16 protein-coding genes are annotated in these 12823 nt (G+C 41.1%); 1 reads left to right on the forward strand and 15 read right to left on the reverse strand.

The genetic code is table 11. From position 1 onward, the window contains the following. From NST56_RS16955 to degQ, 4 genes are all read right to left on the reverse strand, one after another. Entirely contained in the window at positions 1 to 2301 is a 2301-nt protein-coding gene (locus NST56_RS16955; RefSeq protein ID WP_339177936.1) for a histidine kinase, read from the reverse strand. Positions 2302 to 2312: 11 nt separating this feature from the next. Further along, a complete protein-coding gene (comX, locus tag NST56_RS16960; RefSeq protein WP_268471515.1) occupies positions 2313 to 2477 on the reverse strand; it encodes a competence pheromone ComX in 165 nt (54 codons plus the stop codon). A 12-nt stretch (positions 2478 to 2489) separates the two neighbouring features. Next, on the reverse strand, positions 2490 to 3350 hold the full coding sequence (locus tag NST56_RS16965; protein ID WP_268471516.1) for a polyprenyl synthetase family protein: 861 nt from the start codon (positions 3348 to 3350) through the stop codon (positions 2490 to 2492). Positions 3351 to 3534: 184 nt separating this feature from the next. Further along, positions 3535 to 3675 carry a degradation enzyme regulation protein DegQ gene (gene degQ, locus NST56_RS16970; RefSeq protein WP_010331694.1) on the reverse strand — a complete coding sequence of 47 codons (141 nt, stop codon included), beginning with the start codon at positions 3673 to 3675 and terminating at the stop codon, positions 3535 to 3537. Between the two features lie 460 nt (positions 3676 to 4135). Between degQ and NST56_RS16975 the strand changes: the two genes are divergently transcribed. Beyond that, positions 4136 to 4504 (forward strand): hypothetical protein, encoded by a 369-nt coding sequence (locus NST56_RS16975; protein ID WP_010331695.1) that lies wholly within the window; start codon positions 4136 to 4138, stop codon positions 4502 to 4504. Here NST56_RS16975 and NST56_RS16980 read toward each other — a convergent pair. The 11 genes from NST56_RS16980 to essA form a co-directional block, all read right to left on the reverse strand. Continuing rightward, the gene (locus NST56_RS16980) at positions 4480 to 5709 is read right to left on the reverse strand and encodes an EAL and HDOD domain-containing protein (RefSeq protein ID WP_010331696.1); all 1230 of its coding nucleotides are present in this window, start codon (positions 5707 to 5709) and stop codon (positions 4480 to 4482) included. The genes NST56_RS16975 and NST56_RS16980 overlap by 25 nt on opposite strands. 135 nt (positions 5710 to 5844) lie before the next feature. Further along, on the reverse strand, positions 5845 to 7314 hold the full coding sequence (locus NST56_RS16985; RefSeq protein WP_010331697.1) for a nicotinate phosphoribosyltransferase: 1470 nt from the start codon (positions 7312 to 7314) through the stop codon (positions 5845 to 5847). Positions 7315 to 7329: 15 nt separating this feature from the next. Beyond that, positions 7330 to 7881, reverse strand: a complete 552-nt coding sequence (locus tag NST56_RS16990) for an isochorismatase family cysteine hydrolase (RefSeq protein ID WP_168748644.1) — start codon at positions 7879 to 7881, stop codon at positions 7330 to 7332. A 96-nt stretch (positions 7882 to 7977) separates the two neighbouring features. Next, positions 7978 to 8376 carry a DUF1694 domain-containing protein gene (locus NST56_RS16995; protein WP_168748645.1) on the reverse strand — a complete coding sequence of 133 codons (399 nt, stop codon included), beginning with the start codon at positions 8374 to 8376 and terminating at the stop codon, positions 7978 to 7980. Between the two features lie 70 nt (positions 8377 to 8446). Beyond that, positions 8447 to 8695 (reverse strand): YueH family protein, encoded by a 249-nt coding sequence (locus tag NST56_RS17000; protein ID WP_010331700.1) that lies wholly within the window; start codon positions 8693 to 8695, stop codon positions 8447 to 8449. A 73-nt stretch (positions 8696 to 8768) separates the two neighbouring features. Further along, positions 8769 to 8990, reverse strand: coding sequence for a spore germination protein (locus NST56_RS17005; RefSeq protein WP_010331701.1), 222 nt, complete (start codon positions 8988 to 8990; stop codon positions 8769 to 8771). A gap of 59 nt (positions 8991 to 9049) precedes the next feature. Continuing rightward, the gene (locus NST56_RS17010) at positions 9050 to 10159 is read right to left on the reverse strand and encodes an AI-2E family transporter (RefSeq protein ID WP_339177942.1); all 1110 of its coding nucleotides are present in this window, start codon (positions 10157 to 10159) and stop codon (positions 9050 to 9052) included. Positions 10160 to 10418: 259 nt separating this feature from the next. Beyond that, positions 10419 to 10655, reverse strand: coding sequence for a YuzF family protein (locus tag NST56_RS17015; RefSeq protein WP_010331703.1), 237 nt, complete (start codon positions 10653 to 10655; stop codon positions 10419 to 10421). A 176-nt stretch (positions 10656 to 10831) separates the two neighbouring features. Continuing rightward, on the reverse strand, positions 10832 to 11362 hold the full coding sequence (locus NST56_RS17020; RefSeq protein WP_010331704.1) for an HD domain-containing protein: 531 nt from the start codon (positions 11360 to 11362) through the stop codon (positions 10832 to 10834). Positions 11363 to 11559: 197 nt separating this feature from the next. Then, the gene (locus NST56_RS17025; protein WP_229149099.1) at positions 11560 to 12291 is read right to left on the reverse strand and encodes a (S)-benzoin forming benzil reductase; all 732 of its coding nucleotides are present in this window, start codon (positions 12289 to 12291) and stop codon (positions 11560 to 11562) included. A 63-nt stretch (positions 12292 to 12354) separates the two neighbouring features. Further along, positions 12355 to 12807, reverse strand: a complete 453-nt coding sequence (gene essA / locus NST56_RS17030) for a type VII secretion protein EssA (protein WP_268504756.1) — start codon at positions 12805 to 12807, stop codon at positions 12355 to 12357. Positions 12808 to 12823: the final 16 nt, after the last annotated feature.

Genomic DNA, 12823 nt, shown 5'->3' on the forward strand with positions numbered 1-12823 from the left:
TTACAATTCCATTTCAATATCGGCCTTAAAGCCCTTTCCTTCACTTGTTTCGATTCGGAGGCGTCCATCTAAAGCCCTGACTCGCTCCTTAATGCCAGAAAGACCCATACTCATGGAATGTTCGTTGGTTTTCTCTTGATCAAATCCCACACCATCGTCCTCATAATGAAGAACAATTTTGTTTTGAATGCTGATCAGCATAATAAGCACTTCCGTCGCCTGAGAGTGTTTCACTGCATTCGATAAAAACTCTTGAATGATCCGGTACAAATTCAGCTGCGAATCCAAATCAAGCGACGCCGTAAATCTGCCGGTATTTAAGCGAATATGAAACGGAACCCGCTCCTGCTGCTGCGCCACCAGCTTGGACAACGCCTTCACCAGTCCCAAATCATACAAAAGCTGCGGCCGCAGCTCATGACACGTCTCCCTCGTCATCGAAATCACATCAGACATCTGCTCATTCATCTGCACGAGCTTGTCCTGCACCTCTTCACGGCATGGATCATCATCCTTCTTAAAATCAGCCAAAAACAGCTCACACTGCCGCTTTAATGAAATCAAATCCTGAAGAACTGAATCGTGGAGATCGCGGGCGAGATCGGAACGTTGTTTTTCTTCGATCGTGTACATGAGTTTTTTGAGCCAAACGGGGTTTGATTCCTGTTGTTTTATTTCTTCTAAATGACTCATCAGCTCTTCGATTTTCATGACGTTTTCAATCGATACGTTTGTATAAAACGCCAAGGTTTTCAGCCAAGAAAGTTCTTCAAGTGTAAGACGGGGCGTATTCATTTTAGATAAACAAAGAATCACAAATGATTTTCCGCCGCGTTCACCTATCTTCATGACAAAGCCTTTATTAAATTCAACGATTTTTCCTATTTCGGGTGTGACTTTTCTAAATTCTTTTTGATAGACTTTTTCAAATGAATTTACGGGCTCACCATTGTACAGTTTAATACTTCCGTCAGCTGAAACTTCATATACATGTGCTCGGCTAACAAGGGAGACCTCAAGTATAGTATTTTTCAGTTCTTCAAATACTTGATTCAAAGATATTGAGTCTCTAATGAGCTGCGTAAATTTATATATACTGTCTTGATAATTAAATTTTTCCGAAACTCTCTTTAATCTAAATCTGAAATCAAGTACTTCTTTATAATAAAACACTGCCACCATAATAATATACATCAGAATCGCAAGTCTGAAATAATAATAATCTCCAGCTGGACTTCCCATTAACTCAAATACAGTAACTAAAATAATTGTAGGCGTTAATGCTAATATTCCATAATATTTTAACCTGCTTAAAATAAAATCCACATTATAAATTTTATTTGTCATAAATTGATAAACCAAAGAAAATGGTATTAGGAACATAAATGAAGCAGCCAGAAAAGAAGAAATGCCATCTGTGCCTAAGAATACATAAGGTATTATATATAAAAACAAGAACGGCGAAAAAGATAAAATATTAATTATGGTAAGAACTTTTATAATATGCGCTTGTTCAGTATCCTTACTTTTAATTAAGATAGATCCAAAATAAACGCTCACGATTATAAATGAAATAAAGAACGATAGTAAATTTATTTTAGGCACATAATGCCTAAAGAAAAGTTGAGTACGAAACAATTCAAAAACTAGATTTAAAAATGGAATTGAATATAATATAAAAACTTTTTTGTTAAATAACACAGTACCTAGCTCTTTAAAATATTGATATAAGAAGAGAAGATAGTTTAACATTACAGATGTTAAAGTGAATACCATTATACATCTGCTTAACAAATCCCCCTTTGCGGATCCACCCGCACTTAAATATGCTAAGGAAGCAGATAACAAAAAAATGATTAAAATTAAAGCAGAGAATAGTTTTTTCGATTCATTTATTTTCAGGACGAAGAAACAACAAAATAGACAAGCTATATAAAATATTAGTGGGATTATAAAAGTAGAAAAATTCCCATCATTCATTAAATCAGGCTTAACTTTAACCTTTTCTCCATCCCTCTCGACAACAATTGAAGTCACATGGTTTGAATTATATTTCTGAACTTCAAGAGGACGTTTAACTTTATGATTATTAATACTTTTAATAACGTCCCCTTTTTGTAATCCAGAATAGTAAGCCGTAGAGAATTCCTCAATGTCTGTTACCACGACTTCATTGTCATGGTTTTTGGCTACTGCTGCACCAACTAAAAGTTTACTCGAACTTATATACGTTAAATAAGTTACATAGACTAAACTTACTAAAATTAAAAAAATTGAAACTTTGTTGTACCATGCCCTCATTTAATAAAGCCTCACGAAGGAACCCAATTACCATTGGTATAAATTTGCAATCCTCCAAAAGCATCAACTATGCTTTTCAATTGATCCTTATCTATATTCAATAAAGAGGCTCTGCCTTTCATGACCTCATCTAAAACTTCCGGATTTTTCACTAAGTATCCAACAATTTCCTGCATATAAATCCTCCTTTATTTTATTATTCCTGTTATTAATTCTTCTATCTTATTCTCTTGCAATTCTAATCTAGCGATTTCTTTTTTGAGTTTTTGTAATGACAAGTGTTTCATCACAAGTAAATATTGCACTACGCCTGCCTCAGTTAGTTTTGCTTTTATATATTTGGGATCTAATGATAAGAATAATGCAGCATTTTCATACCAACTCAAGATTTCTTCAGAGGCTTCATTAAAACGTTTATTTAAGTATAAGTATGCCAATGTATTCTTTTTCTGAACAAAATCGTTATTTAAATAATATAAACCTTGGTAATCATTTTCGATTTGTGCAATAATGCCAAGTTCATAAGAATAAGAAGCCACTATGGGATGGTATTTGCCGGTTGCCAGCATTACTCCCATAACACAGGGCAATGCCGTTAGCGCTCCTGATTTATTTTTGATCATTTCAAGACAGGTTTCTTCAGTTTGCGGCGCATTCACAATATCATCATGCTGGCCTTGAATTGATTGTAACGCAAAATTCAATATCTTTTGTGAAAATTCTGGTTCATGACTAGCTTGACACATCACTTGTATACTTAGGGTGTAAAGAGCTGTAACGGCATTTAAAGCGATAGACGAGTCAATCTTCATCCATACAGCATTTCTATTATCTTTATCCTCTAAGTCATCATAAATATCGAATGAGAGTATAAGCAATTCAATTCCGGTAGCTAGCAATTCGATTGCTTTTTTGTCCTGACCGTTAAAAGCTAAATAATGATGAAGAGCCAAATCAGCAAACTCAAAAGTATCCTTAGACTCAATAAAATTCTGAAGATATCGTTCCAAGTCCCGATTCATTATTTTTCGGCTTACAATCTCCTTCATTCTCTCCTTGATCTGGACAGAATCTAAACATATCTGCTCAATAACGACTTCCCCCCTCCCATTCCATTTTACTAAATGGGACATTTAAAGGACAGCAGGTTTTTCGTTTTTTAACAATCATATAATACTTTATCCATTTATTGTACGGGAAGAACGAAAAAAAAGACTTGTTTCCAAGTCTTTTTTACGAAATTTTCATTGCGTATGTGAATTTATCGAGCTGATCAATGCTTTTGTTAATGTTTCGTAATGAATCTGTCGTTTCTTTAATATCAAGTTCGAGTCGGAATAACAATTGTTTTACTTCTTCAAGTTTCTTTTCCATCGTTTCCACACTCCTTTTTTTGAAAGATCAATGAATTGTGTATGGTGAACGAGTCCTAGGTATTTGATCTGTTACTAATAGTGTATCTGGTTTCGAGTTATTTTTCACCGAAAAGTATACAAAAAGATCCTGCGTGACACCGCAAATATCAATAGGTCTTTGTGCTTAAAGGAATCACAATGAGAACAGGACTATTTTTCTACGTGTGAAAACGGTGATTTCGGATGGAATTGAGAAAGATTCTTAATTCCTTTGATTTTATTGTATTTAACTGTTTCACCAAGTAAGACTATAGTCCCCCTTGCTGCTTTTTCAAAGTTTAATACGCGATTCTTGGCGTATCGTGACCGACAAACACCGAAAAGACCGCAACGCAAAGTTGTGGCCTTTTCGCTTTGTCATATTCGGCACCTGAGTGATCTATACATATAGACATATCCCCTTTTTGCGAGGTGCTTCCATGAGATATCCTTATCCTTGGCTCTACGTCTATCCGTACGACATACGCCGTCCGCCCGCTCCTGCCGCCAATACAGCGACCTTTATCCGTTCCGCACAGGATGCCGCCGGGCTGCTTGCTGATGCTCAGCTTGTACTTAGGCGCATTGCGGGGTCACAGGAGCTTTCGCGCCGCATCATGACCGCAGCGGAGCAGTCAGATAAACAGACAGTAAAACGTCTGATCAAACAGACAGGCGTCCGGCATGATGTGGATTCGGTCTTTAATCCCGATGGCATATACATCAGCCTAATCAGCACGCAAAGCCGAATCATCGTGGCGTTGCGGTGGTCAGAAGACCGCAATTACTTTTCGCCCATGAGCTTATGACACCACTCCAAGGCTTCCAAATAACAGTCGTACGCTTCTTCCTTGTCCAATTCTTTTGCTAATTCTCCGCAAGTGTCCCAATTGTTGGTTTCGATTAACTTCACAAGCTCAAGCATTTGGTAATAGTCATTTTGATGACCTAATAACGCTTGACCTACTTCATCTATTAAAGGCAATTCTTGAATAATCTCTTCTATTTCTCTGTGCAAAAGGGTGTCTATGAGAGAAAACATCCCGATCAGCATATACGAGGCCGGCTGCGGGCGCGCTGTTTTTCTTGCCAACAGTTCACATAGTTTTGCTCTCATTAAAGAAATTTTTATGATTTCGTGTTTGCTGGAATTCCCTTTTCTGCTTAAATCCTTAAAGGATAGGATGTATATCCACCGTTTGATTTCGTTAAACCCAAGAAGCATGATAGCCTGCTTAATGCTGTCGATCTTTTGGGTTAAGCGGTTATGAGAAGAGTTTAAGAATTTTAAAATTTGATATGACAGTGATAAATCACGTTCTATGTACTCAGTTACACGCTGGATGTTAGGCTGCTCTTTGCTTAATTCGTTGAGCAATTCATAGTAAGAATAAAAATGGGTCGACAGATCATGGCCGCTGATGATACGCGGTTCGCTGAAAAAGTAGCCTTGAAATAACTGAAAGCCATCTTGCACCGCCTGTTCATATTCTTTGCGTGTTTCTACTTTCTCAGCTAAAAAAATCAGGCCGCAACTGCTGTAGGTTTGCAAAATGTTTCGGCGTTCCATTCGGGTGGTTTTAAGAAAATCAATTTTCAATATATCAATATAGCTCATGAGCTTTTCCAATAATTTTTCATTTTTCGGGTTTATCGCGTAAAAATCATCGAGTGCCAGCGTATACCCCATTTTTTTCAGCTCTCTGCACCTTGAGACGAGAGCTGGAGTAATCGGTATATCTTCAAGGATTTCAATCACAAGCTGTTTTGGATTGAAGGAGGTGGGGAGATCCGAAAACATCAGGCTTTCAGTGAAATTAACAAAACAGCGTTTTCCTTCCGTCAGCTTCTCGATTCCGATGTTTAAAAAGCTGTTAATCACCAAATCTGTTGTAGCCTGATCGCCGTCTGCAGCGGAATACACATTCTCTTCGCTCTCTCTATATAAAAGTTCATAAGCGACAACCTGTTCTTTTCGATTAAATATAGGCTGTCTTGCAACAAACACCCTCATTGATTTATCCTCCTTACAAAACACGCGGCTTTCCACCCTAAGTATATCAAATAATTTGACGAAATTTGTCTAAACATGAAAAATATTATTCCCACAAAAAAACTGGCCTCTTCGCGAACGAAAGGCCAGTTTGCTTTATTCTTCGAGCTCTTCTTCAAGTCTGCTTTTCACTTCATGGATCCGCTGCATTTTGTTGCTCCAGCAGTCCTCGCTTAAATCAACCGGGTATTCTTCAGGTTTGCTGATTCTCTTATATTCCTCCCACAGAAGGCTGAGGTTGTCTTGTACGTATTGCTGAATGTCAGAAATCTCAGGGTTCTGGTAGCATAGGATGCCTTTTTCAAAAATCAGCTCGTGAAGATCCTTCGCATAGAAATTCGTGACGAATTTGCTGATGAAGGTATGAACCGGGTGGAACATTCTCAGCCGCTTCTGGTCATTCACCTGCTCGTCATAAAGCGCAATGTAATCACCTTCAGAATGATGATTTAACTGATTAATAATTCGGTACACTTTCTTTCTGCCAGGTGTCGTCACTTTGTCAGGGTTGGATGAAATTTTGATCGTGTCGACCATTTCTCCGTCTTCTTCGATGGCGACGAGCTTATAAACTGCACCGAGAGCCGGCTGGTCATAGGCTGTAATCAACTTCGTGCCGACACCCCAGACATCTATGCGCGCTCCCTGAGCCTTTAAATTCATAATGGTATGCTCATCCAAGTCACTCGATGCAATGACTTTCGCGTCTGTAAACCCTGCTTCATCAAGCATTTTCCGGGCTTTTTTTGACAGGTATGCCAAATCGCCGCTATCCAGGCGGATGCCAATGAAGTTGATGCGGTCTCCGAATTCCTTGGCCACTTTAATCGCATTCGGCATGCCTGAACGGAGCGTATCATACGTGTCGACTAAGAAGACGCAATCCTTATGCGTTTCCGCGTATTTTTTGAACGCTGTATATTCATCGCGGTAGGCCTGCACAAGCGCATGTGCATGTGTGCCTGATACCGGGATATTAAAGCGCTTTCCGGCTCTTACATTGCTTGTCGCGCTGAAGCCGCCGATTAAGGCTGCTCTCGCTCCCCACATAGCCGCATCCATTTCATGTGCCCGTCTTGTTCCGAATTCAAGTGCAATTTCGTCGCCAATGACGCCCTTGATGCGCGCCGCTTTTGTCGCGATTAATGTTTGGTAATTCACAATGTTAAGCAAAGCTGTTTCAATAAGCTGCGCTTCTACAAGGGGAGCTTCCACCCTCATAATCGGCTCATTGTTAAAAACCAGCTCTCCTTCTTTCATGGAATAAAGAGAACCTGTAAAAGATAAACCGCTCAAATAATCAATAAAATCTTCATGATAACCAAGCTCATCTCGTAAATAAGTCAGGTCACTATCGGTAAACTTGAAGTTTTCCAGATATTCAATGGCTTTTTCCAAGCCCGCAAAAACCGCATAGCCATTCTCAAACGGAAGCTTTCTGAAAAAAAGCTCAAAAATTGCTTTCTTTTCATGAATGCCGTCTCTCCAGTAAGTTTCCGCCATATTGATTTGATAAAGGTCTGTATGTAATGACAGGCTGTCATCTTTAAAACCGTACTCTAACACTGTTTTTCCCCTTCCTTACTCTGCCACTTGCGCTCCGATGCTGTTTGCAAAATGGGAAAGAGCCCACGTATGCCCCTCCTGATTAAAGCTGGCAACAGCCTGTTTATGCACAACAATCCGGAAACCTTTGTTGTATGCATCAACCGCTGTATGCAAGACACAGATATCTGTGCAGACGCCGGCTAAATGCAGCTCGTCAATCTGCCGCTCTCTGAGTTTCAGCTCTAAATCAGTACCCGCAAAAGCAGAATATCTCGTTTTTTCCATGTAATATACATTATGATCATGTGCATGTTTCTGATATAGAGGCAAAAGCTTTCCGTGCAGGTCTTTTCCTTCCGTACCCTTGATATTATGCGGTGGAAACAGACGGGTTTCAGGGTGATATTGATCCCCTTCATTGTGAGAATCTACTGCAAATACGACGTAATCACCGTTTGTGATAAAGTGTTCTGTCAAATTGACGATCGCCTCTTCAATCATTCTGCCGGGCTCCCCGCAGGTCAATTTTCCGTCACTCGCCACAAAATCATTCGTATAATCAATACAAATAAGTGCTTTTTTCATAGCCGGCCTCCCCGCCATCAGTATGAGAACATTATATCTTATCTCCCGTTGTAAGGGAATTGCCATGAATAAAAAGACAAACGGTCCGTTTGTCTCTTAAGATTTCAGCACCGACCGATTAAAAATGTCGTCCTGAATATATATAGATTCATGATTTACCGCACTGTCCGCCGCAATGACAAGGCCTAAAGGCGTCTGAAACTGAAGATCAGATACGACCTTAAAAGGCACTCCGTTTCGGTTCGCCATTTTTACATAAGGGGAATAAGACTGATACTGTAGCTCTCCATTGATCAGAAGAGATATATGTTTATTACGTTTAAACGCCTGCTCCGCTTCGTCATATGGTTTGCTTCTGAGCACCTGCCCTTTTGTCAGTGCCAAAAGCACTCTTTCCCGCAATGAGCCTAAAAACAAGTGGCGCTCGTCAGGTTTTGTTTCCAGCGGCCCGTACATTCCTTGCTGTAAATAGAGATCCAGCGTTTCATCACTCAAAAGCTCGTCCTCCCGTCTTGTTTGTCTTCATTATCGCCTGATCCTGCGGGGGCTAAACTTTCAACGGCTGTTACATTTCCGTTACCCAGTGAATGATTTTTTTTGCCAGCTCACCAGCAGGCTCTTCCTCTGTATGCCGGCGCAAAGAAGCCTCCAGCCGTTCTGGCAGCGATGATTTTTCTTCCTCGTATGAAATTATCGTGCTCCACTCCAGCTGCGGAACGGCTACGAGCGTATGCAGCTCTTTTCTGTTTTCATGCAGATATACATCAGTGATCATTCCTGTTTGTGTACTGATATTTGCTTTTCTGATTTTCATAACATGACCTCGCTATTTAAAAGACTATCCATATTATACAATAAAAAAGCAACAGCCTCTCTAGAAAAGGCTGTTACCCGTTAAACGAAACGGTATCATCAATGATATCGGCATCGTTAAAATTTGTTTTACTATATTCGTTATTGATCTTCACAAAATCCCCAAGCTGAAATGTGCCAGACCCAGCACCTGTGTGATCAACGCTTTTCGGCGCAATCGCAAACACATCTCCAAAGCTGGCTGCAGCATCACCTGATATAGACATAATATATATTGGCCCTACAATCGCAGGCATTTCCCCACCTCCGCACTGATTTACAGCATCATATGCGGAAAGGAGCCGATGGTGCCCGCCTATTCAGCGGGACGTTCGTTTTCTTCAAGGCGTGAACGCTGGCGCAGCTTGATCAGCCGCACGATATTCAAGAAAAACGCCTTGACTACCGCATACACCGGCACAGCTAAAATCATGCCGAGAATGCCGCCGAAGCTTCCGGCTCCGATCAACAGCAAAATGATGGTAAGCGGGTGCGTATTCAAACGTTTTCCGATAACGAGCGGAGAAAGCAGATTTCCGTCGAGCTGCTGAACGATCACAACCACGATGATCGCAAAAAGCGCTTTGGCCGGTGAATCCATAAAGCCGATAATGACAGCCGGCGCAGCGCCGAGAAAAGGTCCGACATATGGAATGATATTTGTAATGGCCATGACAATTCCAAGAATCAGCGCATATGGCAGCCCTGTTATCAAGTATCCGATAAAGCACGCTGTCCCTACAAAAAGACAGATTAACAGCTGTCCCTGAAAATATGCAGCGAGTGTGTCGGATAAATCTTTAAAGATTTTTAGACCTTCTGTCCGGTATGAAGCCGGAAGTATTTTGACTGCCAGGTGCGGAAAACGGTGTCCATCCTTCAGCATATAAAAGAGGATAAACGGAACAGTGATAATGACAAGTGTGATATTAGTCACGACACCAAACACCGCGGATAAACTGGATGTAATATTTTGCGGCAGGTTTTGGAGAAAGCTTGTCAGAGACTGTTCAATTTTTGATATGGATACATAATCCTGTGTCATCATCCAGGTAAACCATTGAGAGTGAGATAAATCCTTTGTCAATGTCTGAATCTGTTTTATATATTCAGGAAGATTGTTAAACAGCCCAGTCACCTGCGATGTAATGACAGGCCCGACTGCCGCAGAAACAAAGGCAAGCAAACCGATAAATACTAAATAAATGAGCAGAATCGATAATGTCCGCGGCATTTTTTTCTCAAGCAGGCGGACGACCGGATTAAAAATAAAATACAGAATTCCTGCGATCAGCATCGGGAAAAACAATGTCGTGATAAACACGATAAACGGCTGAAACACAAATGAAACTTTTGTTGCTACGAAAATAATCAGCAAAACAAATAAAATTTGCAATGTCCAAAAATGGACTTTTGATTTCAACAAGCTTGTTCCTCCTAGTTTTTCTTTGTCTTACAGATAAAAGAACTTGCACCCCATTATTGTAACAAAAATGAACTGATATCAGAACTTTTAATCAGTGAATGGACTGTTGATTATGCAGACTGTGACATACGGCAGGGACGCCGGACTGACTTATGTACATAAGGTGTCTCTGTTTTCAACGATGACGGGGCGTTTTTACAGCGCTTAACTGAAAAATAGGACGTCCCGGTGTACGCCTATTTTTCAAACGCAAGCACTGTTACACCCGTTCACTGTAATCTGGCGTGACGGAAACCATGTGCTGGATACTGATTAAAAAAACAGAATTTCGGGCTGCTTCAATGATGATATGGTCTGGTTTTACATCAATCAGTCTGCCTCTGACCGTGTCTCGTACTGTTTGAATAATGAATTTTGAGCCGATGAGCTTTTTAATGGTCTGATAGACATAAGGATCGACTAATGAGACCAGTTGCGGACTACCTTGGTTGGCCATACTTCAATCCCCTTTATATGTTTTATCTCAGCTTATGCCACGGGTAAGGATAATGACACAGGCTTACCGGATAACACCAGGGGATGCGGAGACGATTGGGGAGTGTGGGTGTAAGGAAATGGTGATGAAACGGAGACAGCGAAGAAAACAGACGCTGTTCCGAATACAGGCGGGATCTATACAGGCTTTTTGATAGAAGACTGGGCTTGGTCGATTAAGCGGTCCAGCTTTTCTATTTTTTTCAGTGCGATTGCTTCGTCAATTTGTCGGTAATGGTGATGGCCGCCAGGTTCTTCATCAAGTTCGTCCGCTTTTTTGACAATCTGCTGCAGCGTATTTTTATCGAGTTCACCTTCAGGCAGATAGGAATCGGTATGAAGCAAAATGGCAAGGGCAATCTCTTTTGCTGCTTTCGGTTCTTCACCAAGACGAATCAAGAGCTTATGCGCCCGTTCCGCCCCTTTAATGGCATGGATGTCATTTCTTCTGTATTTTTCATAATCCCACTTTCCGTCTGTATACCATTCATAATGGCCGATGTCATGCAGCAATGCCGCTTTTGTGGCTAAATCAGGGCTGATATCAGCCTTTACAGACAGCCTGTATGCATGATAGGCGCAGGCAATCGCATGAGCCACGCCTGAACGCTGTAAATATTTTTGTGCAATTGGATGGGTGAAGACATCCATTAATGTAACCTTTCTCATGGAAACCCCTCCTTTAGATATTTTTAGAATCCTAACATAATTTGAGGAGAAACTCAATTCTTATGTCATATCATTTTCGTTTCGTTTTCATGTTTGTTATACCCTAAAAGCAGAGTTTCAGTCAGTATATGCAGCCGGACTCCAGAACGCTTAAGCTATCGCCTTTTTATATAAAAAAAGAGCAGATTCACTCTGCTCTATAAAAACTCTTTTATATCATATATGCGCCCGTTTTCCGCGCCTGTCTCTAATAAAGAAAGCAGCGTGCCGGCAATAAAGGCCGGACTGCGAAGGCTTCCTGTTTCATTCAATTTCCGGAACCGCTCGATGTCGTGAAAATCCTTTTTCGATGATGCACGGATGACGGCCTGCATGTCAGTGTCCATGACACCCGGTGAGAAAGAAATCATGTTCATCGGCCGTTCTTCGTCCTCCTGTTCAAATCCGAACGTTCTCGTAAACATATCAAGTCCGGCTTTTGAGCTGCAATACGCGCTCCACCCCTTGTATGGGTTTTTGGCCGCGCCAGAGGTAATATTGACGATTGTTTTTCTGCCGCTGTACAGAGCAAACTGTTTTGTAAACAGCTGGCTTAGGAGCACGGGCGCGGTCAGATTAAGCTGATAATGGTGCTGCAGCTCTTCTAGAGACGCTTCTCCGGCGCGTTTGATCGGCGTTACCATTCCGGCGTTATTGATCAGTGTGATGGCTGAATAATCAGCTGGATTGATGGATGAAAGCAATGTTTTGAATTGCTGTTCAGCCTCTGTGAGATTGATCAGGTCAATCTGATGCTGTGTCAGTTTCTCATGTGAAACATCTGTTGTTGTTCTGGACAGGGCATGGACTTCATGGCCTTTTTCTAAAGCCTGTAATGCAATGGCTTTCCCCAGTCCTTTTGACGCCCCGGTGATGATATAAAGTTCCATTGGAAACCTCCTCCTTCCGTTCTTATTGTACGGGCCGCTTTTAAGCAAAACAAGCGCGGGCGCTTACGCCTTTTTATTATCCTGCACGATAACCTTTGGTATGAGAAAAACAATGCCTGCGATTCCCAGCAGAATCAGCACAATATAGATGATCGGAAGCAGGAGTGAAGATGATTCTTTTTCTTCCATTTCCGTTGATGACGCTTTTGTGATCGGTTTCTCGGAAAATGTAATCCCCAGCTGTTTAGATTGAGCCGCGATGGAGTTGGAGCCCTCGGCATCTGTTGATGTAAACAAATCCTTTATCAGCTCGGTGTCCCGATCCTTCGGCTTATCAAAGGTAATATCCTTTTGCTCCTCAGGCAGTTCTGTTTTCTCCTCATAGGAAGAATCTTCATGCAAATAATTCGTATCGATTTCAATGTCTTTCTTCTCATATTGGTTTGGCGCGACATCCGTATTTTCTTCGGTTTCGGCAGCAGTGGCAGAGGGTATGAAAAGGGAAAAGGAGAGCATACATATCATGATCCCC

The sequence above is a fragment of the Bacillus sp. FSL R5-0560 genome (assembly GCF_037966305.1).
Classification (GTDB): Bacteria; Bacillota; Bacilli; order Bacillales; family Bacillaceae; genus Bacillus; species Bacillus mojavensis.